The sequence below is a fragment of the Levilactobacillus bambusae genome (assembly GCF_003124125.1).
GTDB classification, from domain to species: Bacteria; Bacillota; Bacilli; order Lactobacillales; family Lactobacillaceae; genus Levilactobacillus; species Levilactobacillus bambusae.
Genome location: NZ_QCXQ01000006.1, coordinates 101,712 through 116,195 on the forward strand (window position 1 = coordinate 101,712; position 14,484 = coordinate 116,195).

Annotated in this window: 13 protein-coding genes and 1 tRNA gene; 11 read left to right on the forward strand and 3 right to left on the reverse strand. The window is 45.0% G+C overall.

Annotated features, from left to right (window positions below):
- The first annotated feature begins 15 nt into the window (after positions 1-15).
- On the forward strand, positions 16-954 hold the full coding sequence (whiA, locus tag DCM90_RS08285) for a DNA-binding protein WhiA (protein WP_109250899.1): 939 nt from the start codon (positions 16-18) through the stop codon (positions 952-954).
- A 41-nt stretch (positions 955-995) separates the two neighbouring features.
- On the opposite strand, the gene clpP is transcribed toward whiA, so the two are convergent.
- Positions 996-1,589: an ATP-dependent Clp endopeptidase proteolytic subunit ClpP gene (gene clpP / locus DCM90_RS08290; RefSeq protein ID WP_109250900.1), complete on the reverse strand. Its 594-nt coding sequence runs from the start codon at positions 1,587-1,589 to the stop codon at positions 996-998.
- Between the two features lie 227 nt (positions 1,590-1,816).
- Positions 1,817-1,888: transfer RNA gene (locus tag DCM90_RS08295), tRNA-Arg, on the reverse strand.
- A 375-nt stretch (positions 1,889-2,263) separates the two neighbouring features.
- Here DCM90_RS08295 and gap point away from each other — a divergent pair.
- The 9 genes from gap (at position 2,264) to smpB (ending at position 13,028) form a co-directional block, all read left to right on the forward strand.
- Positions 2,264-3,274 (forward strand): type I glyceraldehyde-3-phosphate dehydrogenase, encoded by a 1,011-nt coding sequence (gene gap, locus DCM90_RS08300; protein ID WP_109250901.1) that lies wholly within the window; start codon positions 2,264-2,266, stop codon positions 3,272-3,274.
- A gap of 156 nt (positions 3,275-3,430) precedes the next feature.
- Positions 3,431-4,633, forward strand: a complete 1,203-nt coding sequence (locus tag DCM90_RS08305) for a phosphoglycerate kinase (protein WP_109250902.1) — start codon at positions 3,431-3,433, stop codon at positions 4,631-4,633.
- Positions 4,634-4,782: 149 nt separating this feature from the next.
- A complete protein-coding gene (gene tpiA / locus DCM90_RS08310) occupies positions 4,783-5,547 on the forward strand; it encodes a triose-phosphate isomerase (protein ID WP_109250903.1) in 765 nt (254 codons plus the stop codon).
- Between the two features lie 107 nt (positions 5,548-5,654).
- Positions 5,655-6,974, forward strand: coding sequence for a phosphopyruvate hydratase (eno, locus tag DCM90_RS08315; protein WP_109250904.1), 1,320 nt, complete (start codon positions 5,655-5,657; stop codon positions 6,972-6,974).
- A gap of 125 nt (positions 6,975-7,099) precedes the next feature.
- On the forward strand, positions 7,100-8,158 hold the full coding sequence (locus tag DCM90_RS10170) for a hypothetical protein (RefSeq protein WP_109250905.1): 1,059 nt from the start codon (positions 7,100-7,102) through the stop codon (positions 8,156-8,158).
- A 44-nt stretch (positions 8,159-8,202) separates the two neighbouring features.
- Positions 8,203-9,747, forward strand: coding sequence for a ClC family H(+)/Cl(-) exchange transporter (locus tag DCM90_RS08325; RefSeq protein ID WP_109250906.1), 1,545 nt, complete (start codon positions 8,203-8,205; stop codon positions 9,745-9,747).
- A gap of 86 nt (positions 9,748-9,833) precedes the next feature.
- Entirely contained in the window at positions 9,834-10,070 is a 237-nt protein-coding gene (gene secG, locus DCM90_RS08330) for a preprotein translocase subunit SecG (protein WP_109250907.1), read from the forward strand.
- A 120-nt stretch (positions 10,071-10,190) separates the two neighbouring features.
- Positions 10,191-12,533 carry a ribonuclease R gene (rnr, locus tag DCM90_RS08335; RefSeq protein WP_109250908.1) on the forward strand — a complete coding sequence of 781 codons (2,343 nt, stop codon included), beginning with the start codon at positions 10,191-10,193 and terminating at the stop codon, positions 12,531-12,533.
- Between the two features lie 21 nt (positions 12,534-12,554).
- Positions 12,555-13,028, forward strand: coding sequence for an SsrA-binding protein SmpB (gene smpB / locus DCM90_RS08340; RefSeq protein ID WP_109250909.1), 474 nt, complete (start codon positions 12,555-12,557; stop codon positions 13,026-13,028).
- A gap of 20 nt (positions 13,029-13,048) precedes the next feature.
- Here the strand turns inward: smpB and DCM90_RS08345 are convergent, their stop codons facing one another.
- Positions 13,049-13,636 (reverse strand): LURP-one-related/scramblase family protein, encoded by a 588-nt coding sequence (locus DCM90_RS08345; protein WP_109250910.1) that lies wholly within the window; start codon positions 13,634-13,636, stop codon positions 13,049-13,051.
- Positions 13,637-13,761: 125 nt separating this feature from the next.
- Here DCM90_RS08345 and DCM90_RS08350 point away from each other — a divergent pair, with 125 nt between their 5' ends.
- Complete coding sequence (locus DCM90_RS08350; protein WP_109250911.1) at positions 13,762-14,457, forward strand: uracil-DNA glycosylase; 696 nt, start codon at positions 13,762-13,764, stop codon at positions 14,455-14,457.
- The last annotated feature ends 27 nt before the right edge of the window (positions 14,458-14,484 follow it).

A 14,484-nucleotide genomic window follows, 5' to 3' on the forward strand; every position in this document is an offset into this window, starting at 1 on the left:
AAGGGAGGGTGAGCAATGTCGTATGCGAGTGATGTAAAAAAAGAATTAACCACTCTTGAAGTTCACCGGGAAAACGCCAAAGCGGAATTAGTGGCGTTAATTCGAATGAACGGAACCTTGAGCCTTGAGGATCATCGGTTTGTCCTTCATGTTCAATCTGAAAATCCCGCCATTGCCAGACGGATCTATCAACTTTTGCGCAAGTTCTATGAAATCGATAGTGAACTCTTGGTTCGACGCAAAATGAAACTCAAGAAAAATAACTTATACATTGTCCGCGTTAAGAACGGGACCAGTGAAGTTTTAAAGGACCTCGGGATTTTTGATGGTCTCCAGCTACTAGATACCATTCCAGCTGAAATTCTTAATTCAGAAGGTCAGCTCAGATCGTACCTAAGGGGCGCCTTTCTAGCGGGCGGTTCCGTCAATAATCCGGAAACAAGCCGGTACCACTTAGAAATTTATTCATTGTATGAAGATCAAAACGCAATGATTGAAAAAATGATGAATAAGTATGATTTGAATGCCCGGACAACGGTAAGACGTAGTGGATACATTACCTACTTAAAGGAAGCCGAAAAGATTGCTGACTTTTTGTCGTTAATTGGGGCGACGAGTGCCATGCTTAAATTTGAGGACGTTCGAATTATGCGGGACATGCGAAATTCCGTTAATCGCTTGGTCAACTGTGAGAACGCTAACCTGGATAAGGTGGCCTCCGCCTCAATTAAGCAAATTGAGAATATTCAATTTATTGATGAAACGGTGGGATTGAGCCAGCTGCCCCAAAAATTACAGGATGTTGCTCAAGCTCGGCTGGCGCACCAAGAAGTTAGTTTAAAGGAATTAGGCGGGTTAGTGCCGGGAGGACCCATCTCAAAATCTGGGATTAACCATCGGTTGCGAAAAATTAATGACTATGCTGATAAGCTCCGGTCAGGGGCGTTGGCATAATAAAAAGGCTGAATCCAGATGGATTCAGCCTTTTTACGAGGTTACTTTTGTTCCTTGCTGTTTGTCATGATCTTATCAATCAGACCATAATCAACGGATTCTTGAGCAGTTAAGTAGTGGTCACGTTCCGTGTCCTTGTTAACCGTTTCGATTGGTTGACCTGAATTCTCAGCTAAGATTTCATTGATCAACTTTCTCGTCTTCAAGATTTCTTCGGCAGCAATTTCAATTTCGGTTTGCTGACCTTGAGCACCACCGGATGGTTGGTGAATCAAGACTTCGGAGTGAGGAAGTGCAAAACGTTTGCCCTTCGTACCAGAAGAAGCCAAGACGCTGGCCATTGATGCGGCCATTCCCATAACGATCGTTTGAACGTCAGCTTGAATGAAGTTCATCGTATCGTAAATGGCTAACCCAGAAGTCACTTGACCACCAGGGGAGTTAATGTAAAGGTAAATATCCTTTTCAGAATCTTGTGCATCCAAGAAGAGCAATTGTGCGATGATGGCGTTAGCCATGTCATCGTTAATTGGCCCGGACAACATAATGATTCGGTCCTTTAATAAACGGGAGTAAATATCGTATGCCCGTTCACCACGGGATGATTGTTCGATAACCGTAGGGACTAAAGTCATAGTTGCAGCCTCCTTATAATTTATTGGAATGGGTTATCATTCCTGAATATGGTACTAGTTTAGGCTATTGGTCAGATAAGGTCAAATCATTTATCAGGGATATTGGCCAACCCCCATAACCTTCCTCCCTATGATAGCACGGTTTGGAAGCAGACCAAACAATTTGATAGTAAAAAACAAAAACGGCTGCCAAGATGATCAGTCATCTTAGTAGCCGTTATACCTGATGCGCCCGGAGGGAATCGAACCCCCATCTCAAGAACCGGAATCTTACGTGCGATCCATTACACTACGGGCGCAAATGCCATACGCATTCACTTGAGTACTTAACTATAATAGCTGAAACTGAATAAAAATACAAGGGGAATTTTAAAATTAATTTTTATAAGAATTGGCCCCCCATAAACTTTCGTTGTCGGACCGATTTCATGAACAGACCGTTTGCAAAAGAACGAGCCCCGGCATATACTAAGGGCTGTAGAAAAGTGATCTTTTCTATTGTAACTGATTTTCATAGTTGGGTTGACTCAGTTAATCGAATCAATTATTCTCACGTAATCAGCATTTAGCGAAAAACTGCTGAAAGCGCTACTGACAAGGGTTTAAATAAGTGATACAATTCTTTTGTACTGCTTTTAAAAATTTATTTACTTCCTGAAGGAGGAAATCACAGTATGACTGTAAAGATTGGTATTAATGGTTTCGGCCGTATCGGTCGTCTTGCTTTCAAGCGTATTTTTGAACTTGGTGCAGACAACATTGAAGTTGTTGCTATCAACGATTTAACTACGCCTTCAATGCTTGCATACTTACTTAAGTACGACACGACTCATGGTCGTTTCCCAGGTGAAGTTACATCAACTGACAAGGGTATCGTTGTTAACGGTAAGGAAATCCCTGTTTACGCTGAACCTCAAGCTGGTAACCTTAAGTGGGTTGAAAACGATGGCGTTGAATTCGTCCTCGAATGTACCGGTTTCTACACCTCTGAAGAAAAGGCACAAGCTCACATCGATGCTGGTGCACAACGTGTCCTGATTTCTGCACCTGCTGGTAACATTAAGACGGTTGTTCCTGGTGTTAACATGGACATCTTAACTGGCGACGATAAGATCGTTTCAGCTGGTTCATGTACCACTAACTGTTTAGCACCTATGGCATACTTCTTGAACCAAGACTTCGGAATTGCCGTTGGTACGATGACAACTATCCACGCCTTCACTGCCACTCAAATGATCCTTGATGGACCTCGTGGTAAGAACAAGCGTAACAACCGGACTGCCTCTGCTAACACGATTCCTCACTCAACTGGTGCCGCTAAGGCTATCGGTCTTGTTATCCCAGAATTGGATGGCAAGTTGAAGGGTCACGCACAACGTGTTGCTTTAATCGACGGTTCTTTGACTGAACTTGTGACTGTTCTTGACAAAGAAGTTACGGCTGATGAAGTTAACGAAGCAATGAAGAAGCACACTATTGATAACGAAGCTTACGGCTGGAACGAAGACGAAATCGTTTCATCAGACATTATTGATGATGATCACGGTTCAGTATTCGACCCAACTCAAACTGAAGTTACCACTGCCGGTGACAAGCAATTAGTTAAGACTGTTGCTTGGTACGACAACGAATGGGGCTTCACTTGTAACATGGTTCGTACTTTACAACACTTCGCTACCCTCTAAGCCGCTGGTTTATTCAGGTTAGTTGAATAGAAAAGGCGGAGGAGGGCGACTTTCTCCGCTTTTTTTAGTTTTGAGGGCAGATTGGGTTTTGAATTTTGTCCTGAAGTGCTGTAATATTGTGAAGGAAATCATTTTTACTTTTAGGAGGTCAGCTTTATGGCTAAGTTAACTGTTGAAGACTTAGATTTAAAGGGCAAAAAAGTTTTAATGCGCGTTGATTTTAACGTGCCAATTAAAGACGGGGTTATCCAAAACGATAACCGGATCGTGGCAGCACTGCCAACGATTAAGTACGTTACGGATCGGGGTGGTAAGGCCATTCTCTTCTCACATTTAGGTCGGATCAAGACTGAAGACGACAAGAAGGACTTATCATTACGTCCCGTTGCAGAACGTTTATCTAACTTACTCAACAAACCCGTTACCTTTGTTCCCGTTACAGAGGGTAAACAACTTGAAGATGCCATCAACAACATGAAGGATGGCGATGTTTTACTCGTTGAAAACACCCGGTTTGAAGATGTTAAAGATGGTGAATACGTTAAGCGCGAATCTGGTAACGATCCAGAACTTGGCAAATACTGGGCTTCATTAGGTGACGTTTTCGTTAACGATGCTTTTGGTACCGCCCACCGGAGCCATGCATCAAACGTTGGGATTGCCTCTAATATGCCACAAACGGCGGCCGGTTTCTTAATGGAAAAGGAAATCAAGTTCTTAGGTGACGCTGTTAATAATCCTAAGCGGCCATTTGTTGCAATCTTAGGTGGAGCTAAGGTTTCCGATAAGATTGGGGTTATTGACAACCTCTTAGATAAGGCTGATAAAATTCTTATTGGTGGTGGGATGACTTATACCTTCTACGCTGCTAAGGGCATGACCATTGGTAATTCCTTAGTTGAAAAAGATAAGATCGATGAAGCAAAGCAAATCTTGGATAAGGCTGGCGACAAACTTGTCTTGCCAGTTGATTCAGTTGTTGCGACTGAATTCAGCAATGACGCTCCTCACAAAATCGTTGAAGGCGACATTCCTGACGGCTACATGGCCTTAGACATTGGCCCTAAGACGGTTCAAGAATTTGAAGACGTCTTAAAGGATGCTAAGACCGTTGTTTGGAACGGCCCAATGGGTGTGTTTGAAATGAGCAACTATGCTAAGGGAACCCTCGAGATCGGTAAGTTCTTAGGTACCTTATCCGATGCAACCACAATTGTTGGTGGTGGTGATTCGACCGCTGCCGTTCAACAGTTGGGTGTCGCTGATAAACTGACTCATATTTCTACTGGTGGTGGTGCATCCCTTGAATACCTTGAAGGTAAGGAATTACCAGGGATCGCTGCAATCTCTAACAAATAATTAACCCGGTAAGTTCGGATTAAGATGACCCCCAACCCTGTTTAATGACAGGATTGGGGGATTTTTGGTTCATAAAACAATCGTTCAACTGGTCAAACGCCAAAAGATTCGGTATGATTGAGGCAGATTGAAGAAGGGGTGTGAATCACATGCGGACGCCTTTCATTGCAGGAAACTGGAAAATGAATAAAACGCTTGATACGGCAAAGGAGTTTATGCAGGAAGTTGCGGGTCAACTACCAGATCCAACCGAAGTTGAAACCGCAATTGCGGCACCGTATTTATTTATTGAGTCAATGATGGAAGTTCAGACCGATAAAACGTTAAAGATCGGAGCCGAAAACTGTTACTTTGAAGATTCTGGGGCATATACCGGTGAAATTAGCCCGTTAATGCTAGCTGACATGGGAGTTCACTATACGATTATTGGCCACTCAGAACGGCGGAAGTACTTTAATGAAACGGATGACATCATTAATAAGAAAATTTTAGCCGTCTATCGAAATCATATGGTCCCCATTTTATGCTGTAACGAGACGATGGGCCGCCGGGAATCCGGCGAAAAAATCCATTGGGTCGTTAGTCAGGTGGCGGCAGCCTTAAAGGGTGTGTCAGAGGAGGATGCCAAGAGTGTGGTGATCGCCTACGAGCCAAGTTGGGCAATCGGCACCGGGGATTCAGCCACGGCCGATCAAGCGGAAGAGGGATGCTACCTCATTCGCCAGACTATCGCTGATTTATACTCAGATGAATTAGCCGATGGTATTCGGGTATTGTATGGGGGCAGTGTTACCCCTAAAAATGTGGTCGGGTTAATGGCCAAACAGAATATTGATGGTATCTTGGCCGGTGGGTCCAGTTTGAAGTCGGAATCGTTCATTCAATTGGCAAATTACCAAAAACTTGCAGATTAATAAGAAAAGTCGCTAAATTTAATTGAAAGATCATGAACAAACTAATAAAATAGGAACATGGGAAGAATTTGGATCCCGTGATGAGATTTCACAAAGGAGAGAAAATAATGTCTTTAATTTCTGATATTTATGCACGCGAAGTTCTTGATTCACGTGGTAACCCAACTGTTGAAGTTGAACTTTACACCGAAGCTGGTGGCTTTGGCCGCGGAATCGTTCCATCAGGTGCTTCTACTGGTGAACATGAAGCCGTTGAACTTCGTGATGGCGACAAGAGTCGTTTCATGGGGAAGGGTGTTACTAAGGCGGTTAACAACGTTAATACTGTCATTGCCAAGGCAATTGTTGGTATGGATGTTACGGATCAATTAGCCATCGATAAGACCATGATCGAACTTGATGGAACACCTAACAAGGGTAAGCTCGGCGCTAACGCTATTTTAGGTGTTTCATTGGCTGCTGCCCGTGCTGCTGCCGACGAACTCGGCCTTCCTTTGTACAACTACTTAGGCGGTTTTGACGCACGTGTCTTACCAACCCCAATGATGAACGTTATCAACGGTGGTAAGCATGCTAACAATAAAGTTGATTTCCAAGAATTTATGATTATGCCTGTTGGTGCTAAGAGCATCAAGGAAGCAATTCGGATGGGCTCAGAAACCTTCCATAACTTAAAGGCAATCTTGAATGAAGAAGGCTACTCAACTGCTGTTGGTGATGAAGGTGGATTTGCCCCTGACTTAAAGAATAACGAAGAACCTTTCGAAATTTTGATCAACGCTATCCAACGTGCCGGCTATGTGCCAGGTAAGGATATTGCAATTGCCTTTGACTGTGCCGCATCAGAATTCTACAATGCTGACACTAAGAAGTACGAGTTAGAAGGCGATGGTAAGGATTACACCGCTGATGAATTCGTTTCCTTGCTTGAAGGAATTGTTGATAAGTACCCAATCGTTTCCATTGAAGATCCTCTGGATGAAAACGAATGGGAAGATTGGGAAATGGCTACTAAGCGCTTAGGCAGCAAGGTTCAAATTGTTGGTGATGATTTATTTGTTACTAACACTGACTACCTTAAAAAGGGTATCAACAAGGGCGTTGCTAACTCAATCTTAATCAAGTTAAACCAAATTGGAACTTTATCCGAAACGGTTAACGCGGTTAACATGGCTAAGGAAGCTGGTTACACGGCAATCATCTCTCACCGTTCTGGTGAAACTGAAGATACCACGATTTCCGACTTAGTTGTTGCCATGAACGCAGGTCAAATCAAGACCGGTTCAATGAGCCGTGGCGAACGGATCGCTAAGTACAACCAATTAATGCGGATTGAAGATCAATTAGCTGGCGTTTCAGAATACAAGGGAATTAACTCCTTCTACAACTTGAGCGAATCAGCTCGTCAAGCAATTATCAACAAATAATTGAATTGATCATTCATAAAAGATCAGACCTTATAGACAAGGTCTGATCTTTTTTTGCCTAAATTAGTCGATTCGGCGTCTCCTAACGAACCTATAAGTATCACAGTTAAAGGAGATTAATTAGGATGATTAAGACAAAGGCATACGTTTTGATTGCGGCGAGTTGTTTGATGGGGGTGACGGGGCTAATGCCCAGTAACGCCTCGGTTCCAATCGTTCATGCTGCAACCACCACACCAGACAAGCAAACCGTAACGTTTAAGGTTCGATACATGATTAGTATTATGGACCGACAGTATCAGTTAAAAGAAGAAACGGTTACGGGAACCGCCGGCGAGAATTACACGTTTATTCGACCACAGATCTTAGATGCAGAATCCTTCAGTTTAGCGAAGGGTCAGCCAGCATCCGTACCGGTTACCCCAGACTTAGCGGGGCAAACGGTCACGGTGAATTATTTTTCCTACTCTCACCTAGTCATTGGCAAAATTGTCCTCTTTGATCGTACCAGCGGCGAAAACGTGGCAACGTGGACCCATTCGTTGGGAATGGGGGATCATGTTAACGTCCAAGAACTAGTTCCTAAGGGCTATCATCTAGTCGATCCTTCCCAAGGAGATTACTGGTGCTTAAACCGGGAATCACAGTTGATTGACGTTGAACGTGATTCACCAGCCCCTAATGGGACTCAACCTCTTCAGCCAGGGCCCATTAACCCACCCGCTGAGCAGCCTGAAAAACCGGTAAGTCCGGAATCGCCGTTAGACCCAAAACAACCGGAGTTGCCGCAGTCTCCGCTACAGCCGGAATCGCCTAAGCATCCTGACCAATCGACTCCGATCGATCATCCTGAGCATTCAACCTCCGACACAAAAACACCGAGTCACCGGCCAGATGACCAACATTCTCAAGGTCAAACGGGGGAAGGTCAACAAACGGAGGTTACGGGACCAGCATTAGGGAGTAAGTTAAAATCAGAAAATAAGCAAAGCGACCCCAAAAAGAAACGGCAGTCAGAAACCTCAACCTTAAAGACGGGGACCAAAGTCGTTGGGGAAAAGATTGAACGGTCAAATGATAAGTTGCCGCAAACGGGTGAGCAAACTTGGTTTTCACGGGGCTTAGCGGTGGTTGGCTTAGGTCTCTTAGGCTTATATTGGCACCGCCTCAAACAACGTCACTAATTGTGCTAAACTAAAAGTAGCAAATTAGGTAAGGATGAGATGCAGTGAGTAAAGTTAATCGGCATAACCGGGACTGGACGATTCTCAAAACGGCTGGTCGTGGGTGCCTAGTTGGGGTAGTCGTTGGCGCGGGGGTTAGTCTGTTTCGATGGTTAATTGAATGGTTATTAGGGACGACACGACAAATTTATGCGCACTTATCCCTGACGTCCGTTGGATTTTGGCTGTGGGTTGCGGTGATGATTGGGCTAGCCGTGATAATTGGCCGTTGGATGAAACAAGAACCAATGGCTAAGGGATCAGGAATTCCACAGGTTGAAGGTCAACTGGCCGGTGATTTTGATTACGCTTGGTGGCCAGTCCTCTGGCGCAAGTTTGTCGGGGGTATCTTGGCCATCGGGTCCGGATTATATCTAGGCCGAGAGGGGCCGTCCATTCAATTAGGTGCAACGGCGGCCCAGGGATTAGCAGAAGCTGGTCACCTTCATGGAGCCGATCGTCGAATTATGATTGCTAGTGGTGCGGCCGCTGGATTATCAGCCGCCTTTAACGCTCCAATTGCCGGGACCCTCTTTATTTTAGAAGAGGTATATCACAATTTCTCCCCGGCCGTTTGGTTATCCTCGCTAACGGGAGCGGTAACTGCCGATTATATTTCTAAGGTGGTTTTTGGGCTTCAACCTGTTCTTTACATCAAGTTAACGCGTTCACTGCCCCAATCTCAGTATTTTTTGCTACTTTTATTAGGGATCGGACTAGGACTTTTAGGTGTTTTATACCAGTGGGTTATTTTACGGGTTGGTTACTGGTATTCGCTGCTCCAATTTTTACCCCGTTACTTAGATGGAATCGTTCCGTTTTTATTAGTCATTCCAATAGGGTTAACCTTACCGTTGACGTTAGGCGGGGGAAACGAGATGATTATTACCTTTGCCCAGCACGTTCCCGGATTGGTACCTTTAATGGGTTATTTTTTATTGCGGTTTGTATTTTCAATGATTTCTTACGGGTCAGGGTTACCCGGGGGGATTTTTCTACCCATTTTAACGTTAGGGGCGTTACTGGGGGCCATTGCAGGTCGTATTTTTATCGGGTTAGGTTGGTTATCCCCTAATATGGCAGCCAACATGATGGTCTATGCAATGGCCGGGTATTTTGCGGGCATTAGCAAAGCTCCGTTTACCGCCATTTTACTTATTACGGAAATGGTGGGAACACTCCAGCATCTCTTACCGTTAGCCATGGTGGCCATCGTAGCGTACTTAACTGTTGATGTGTGCGGCGGACAACCAATTTATGATGCCTTACTCAAACAAATGCAATTTCCGACCGTAAAAAGTTTGCACGGGCCACTTGATCGGTTTGAATTTCCGCTATTTGAAGGTGCGGCGATGACGGAACATATGATTAGAGACCTTAACTGGCCTAAAGACGCCATTTTAGCGGCGGTCAGACGCGGTGACCGTTACCTAATTCCGCACGGCGACACCGTCATCAAGGGTGGCGATACCTTAGTCGTAGTGACTGGAGTTCGGCAACGGCAGCGAGTGACCGAAGATTTAATTCGGTTAACAAAGCAATTTAACTGATCGGTCAATGACTGGTAATTTTTGGGAAAATATGATAAATTATATGAGTATGATCACACCTTTAAGTAGGGTAGGAGGTATCTTTCTTGTATAATTTACTGATGACAGGCATGTTGATTGTCAGTGTCTTAATTATTATCGCAGTCATGATGCAGCCGGCAAAACAAAGTGATGCATTATCCGCCCTTTCTGGAGGTGCGGATGATTTATTCGCTAAACAAAAGCCGCGCGGGTTCGAAGCATTTATGCAAAAGGTGACCGTTGTTTTAGGAATCCTTTTCTTTGTATTTGCTATCGCACTGGCATATCTTTCAGCTCATTAGCATGAAAGCCTCCTGTATGATTAAGACACAGGGGGCTTTTTTACGAGACCGTAAAGCCCTTTAGCGTGATAAAGAACGATAGATAACCAAAGAAATATTTGAAAATACGAGGAATAAAACGTGCAAGATAAAACATTACAACAAGATTTATTAGGATATTTACGGTTGCATCCAGCCGAAAACTTTTCGGTGGAGCAGCTTTCAGATGCACTTCACTATCATGGAGCTGCAGCATTTAAAATTATTGTGCAGGAACTGGCCCAAATGGAGCGGGACGGCTTAGTGCAAGTGACAACCCAGGGCAACTTTCAGCTGGACCCCAGCCAACGGGTCTTAACCGGAGTTTTTCATGCGAACGACAAGGGCTTTGGGTTTGTGGCCTATGATGAAAATAAGGTTGAACCAGATGCCTATATTGCACCTGATCACACCATGAATGCGTTAAATGGGGATTTAGTGGAAATTGAGGTGTTACGCCCCGGGGATGCTAAGAAGGATCAGGGACCAGAGGGTAAAGTGACTAAGATTGTGGAACACCACTATGAACAAGTAGTTGGTGAATTCCAAGTTACCGATGACGATCACGGTTATTTAGGTCGGATTCGCCTAACTGACAAAAAAATTATGAAGTATGATTTCTTTGTCACGAACGTCGGTCTTCACCCAACGCCTGGGGAAGTGATTACGGCAGAGATTACGGAGTACCCTAACGCGGAACACCCTAATGCCATGGTCGGAATTGCCAAACAGGTTATTGGGAGCGTTGACGACCCAGGTATCGATATTCTATCAATTGTATACGCCCATGAAATTCCAGTGGAATTCCCACAGGACGTCATTGAAGAGGCGGATGCGATTCCAGATCACGTCACCGAGGAAGAAACGGCCGGTCGGGAAGATATTACGGACCAGACCTTGGTCACCATTGATGGGGAATCCTCAAAGGATTTAGATGATGCCGTCACCGTCTGGAAATTACCTAACGGGAATTATCATTTAGGGGTGCACATTGCTGATGTGTCCCACTACGTTAAAGAAAATTCACCGCTTGATAAGGAAGCTTACAAGCGTGGGACAAGTACGTACCTAACTGATCGTGTGATTCCAATGCTGCCACGTCGCCTATCTAACGGGATCTGTTCGTTAAATGAGGGCCAACTACGACTTTGTATGAGTTGTGAAATGGAAATTGACCCCTCTGGTAACGTGATTAAGGAACGGATTCACCCAAGCGTTATGCGGTCTAAGGCCCGGATGACCTATACCGCCGTAAATAAAATTTTGGAAGCGCACGATCCAGAAACAATGAAGCAGTACGAAGAGTTAGTGCCAATGTTTGAAGACATGGGTGACCTCCACCGGATTTTGTACAAGCACCGGAAGAAGCGGGGGGCCATTGACTTTGATGATACCGAAGCAGAAATCATTGTGGATAAGGATGGTCATGCCATTGACGTTCAACTAAGAACCCGTGGGTTAGCGGAACGGATGATTGAATCTTTCATGCTAGCTGCCAACGAAACCGTTGCCCAGCATGCTTTTGAAAAGAACGTTCCGTTTATTTACCGGATTCACGAAACGCCTGATGCTGACCGCGTTAAGTCCTTCTTTGAATTTTTGACGGCGTTTGGAATTAACGTCAAGGGAGATCCTAGCCACCTCAAACCTAAGACGCTGCAAAATATTTTGAAGCAGGTTGCTGGCAAGCCAGAGGAGGCTGCGGTTCAAGTGATGATGCTGCGTAGCTTGAAGCAAGCGCGCTATGCTGATCAATCACTTGGGCACTTTGGGTTAGGCGCCGAGTTTTACACCCACTTTACTTCGCCAATTCGACGGTATCCAGATACCATGGTTCACCGGTTGATCCACTGGTACGAAGACAATGGAATTAACCAAAAGAGTAAGGAAAAGTACGCTGACTTACTAGATGAAATTGCCAGTCATTCATCAACGTGCGAACGACGCTCAATTGATGCCGAACGGGACACCAACTCTATGAAGATGGCTGAGTACATGGCCGATCATGTTGGTGAAGAATTTGACGCCGTCGTTAGTTCGGTCATGAAGTTCGGGCTCTTTATTGAGTTGCCAAACACTATTGAAGGGCTAGTTCATATTAGTCGGATGAAGGATGACTACTATGAATACGTTGAAAAGTATATGGCCTTAGTAGGTCGGAATACGCGACGCACCTACCGGATTGGTCAGCCCATTCGGGTAAAGGTTATTCACGTGGATAAGGAACAAAGTCAGATTGATTTTGATATCGTCAACCCACAGGATGCCCCAAAGTCTGAATACCTGCCCAAACGTGATAACCGTCAGCGGGATCGGGGTGGTAACCACCGGGGATCAGGTAACAACCGGAACCGGCGGCATTCATCCAATACCCATAGCCGAAATAACGGCGGTCGGTCAACGACTAAACCAACAAATAACAGTAACCAACGTTCGTCACACTAAGAGTAAGCGAGGTGCGTTCCGATGGCAAAACGGAAAACTCATGCTAAAGATGATAATCTGATGGCAACCAACAAAAAGGCGCGCCATGATTATAAAATTAGTGATACCGTTGAAGCCGGATTGGTTTTAACGGGAACCGAAATTAAGTCCGTCCGGGATCGCCGGGTCAACCTAAAGGATGGGTACGCTCAAATCCGAAACGGTGAGGCTTGGCTGATGAACATTCACATTAGTGAGTATGACCATGGCAATCAGTTTAACCATGATCCCCTGAGAAACCGGAAGCTGCTTCTGCATAAAAAACAGATTCAACGGTTAGGACAGGCGACCAAGGATAAGGGAATTACGATTGTACCTTTAAAGGTGTACATTAAGAATGGCTTTGCCAAGGTTCTTCTGGGTGTTGCTGAAGGTAAGCATGAATATGACAAGCGTGAATCCATTAAGAAACGCGATCAGCAGCGACAAATTGACCGCGTACTCAAGCATTATTAATTTAAAAAGCCGCAAAGGCCCTAAAAATTGGGGTGCCTTTGTGGCTTTTTTGTCTTTTCAGAAACGGTTAGTTTGAGGGTGTACGACGTTAAGGGGTTGTTTTGGGAATGGCCCCACCTTAAAGTCGGGAACCGATGTTTATCACGACGCCTAGCCCAGCGGTCAAGAATGACAGCTAAACAAATCATCAAGGGTTCATAGGATTCTGATTGGACGGTGAGTTCAAGGTAATCGCCCTTGGCTAAGGCGACCGTTTGCATGGTCATTAAGGTTTCCGTCCCGTGGATCACCCGAAACCGGCCGGTGGCTTGGTTACCAAGAATGATCCAATTTAAGTCGCGAACGTAATGAACCTCGTGAACGACTCCTAAGGACCAGTGTAGCCGTCCCACCCGCTGCTGGTGATAAAACAGGCTGAAGCGAGGAAGCAGACCAAGGCTGGTCTGCTTGATTTCTGCTTCGAGCTGACCACTTAACTGGTAAACGGAAAGGGCATCTAGTCGGTTCCCCCATTTTCCGGTAAGCAGATACTGGGGTTGCTGGTGGTGATCATGAATCACGGTCGTCCCGCTTGCTGCTAAATCCTGTTTTACGTACAACGTGCGCATAGTTCGCCTCCCATGGTTTGGAAAAATTCGAGTTAGACTCACTCGCCCAAAATTCCAGCTTCATTTTACCATGATTTCCATTAAATGGTGGGAGTTTATGATAAAATTAGGGCGAGGTGGTCATAATGAAACCGTTTATCCATAACGATTGGTGGGACGTTTTAAAACCAGAATTTGAAAAGTCTTACTATCAAAATCTGCACCAGTTTTTAATTGAAGAATACAGTCATTACGATATTCATCCTGATATGTACCATATTTATGAGGCCTTTGAATGGACCCCGTTTAGCAAGGTTAAAGTTGTTATCCTGGGTCAGGATCCCTACCATGAGCCAGGTCAGGCGCACGGGCTGAGTTTTTCCGTCATGCCGGGGGTCAAGATTCCACCTTCGTTACAGAATATTTATAAGGAATTGCAAAGCGACCTTGGTATTCAACCGGTCAAGCACGGCTACTTAGAAAAATGGGCTAAGCAGGGCGTCCTCATGCTGAACTCCGTTTTGACGGTTCGCAACGGTCAGGCTTTTTCCCACAAAAATAAGGGTTGGGAACAACTGACCGATGCAGCCATTCAAAAGCTGTCGGCCCGCGAGCAACCGGTTGTCTTTATCCTGTGGGGTCGGGCTGCCCGGGATAAAATTAAGCTGATTGATACCTCACGCAACGTTGTTATCCAATCAGCACATCCAAGTCCACTATCCGCCAACCGTGGTTTCTTTGGTTCGCGACCGTTTTCTAAAACCAATGCGGCCCTTGAGGCAATGGGTGAAACCCCAATTGACTGGCAACTGCCTGAGACGGTGACGGTTGACGCAAATTAATTGATTGGTAATTCACAAACTATTATG

Coding starts and splice junctions, on each gene's coding strand:
- smpB (WP_109250909.1), top strand. CDS start 12,555: ATGGCAAAACGGAAAACTCATGCTAAAGATGATAATCTGATGGCAACC.
- DCM90_RS08350 (WP_109250911.1), top strand. CDS start 13,762: ATGAAACCGTTTATCCATAACGATTGGTGGGACGTTTTAAAACCAGAA.
- DCM90_RS10170 (WP_109250905.1), top strand. CDS start 7,100: ATGATTAAGACAAAGGCATACGTTTTGATTGCGGCGAGTTGTTTGATG.
- DCM90_RS08305 (WP_109250902.1), top strand. CDS start 3,431: ATGGCTAAGTTAACTGTTGAAGACTTAGATTTAAAGGGCAAAAAAGTT.
- eno (WP_109250904.1), top strand. CDS start 5,655: ATGTCTTTAATTTCTGATATTTATGCACGCGAAGTTCTTGATTCACGT.
- tpiA (WP_109250903.1), top strand. CDS start 4,783: ATGCGGACGCCTTTCATTGCAGGAAACTGGAAAATGAATAAAACGCTT.
- whiA (WP_109250899.1), top strand. CDS start 16: ATGTCGTATGCGAGTGATGTAAAAAAAGAATTAACCACTCTTGAAGTT.
- DCM90_RS08345 (WP_109250910.1), bottom strand. CDS start 13,636: ATGCGCACGTTGTACGTAAAACAGGATTTAGCAGCAAGCGGGACGACC.
- gap (WP_109250901.1), top strand. CDS start 2,264: ATGACTGTAAAGATTGGTATTAATGGTTTCGGCCGTATCGGTCGTCTT.
- clpP (WP_109250900.1), bottom strand. CDS start 1,589: ATGACTTTAGTCCCTACGGTTATCGAACAATCATCCCGTGGTGAACGG.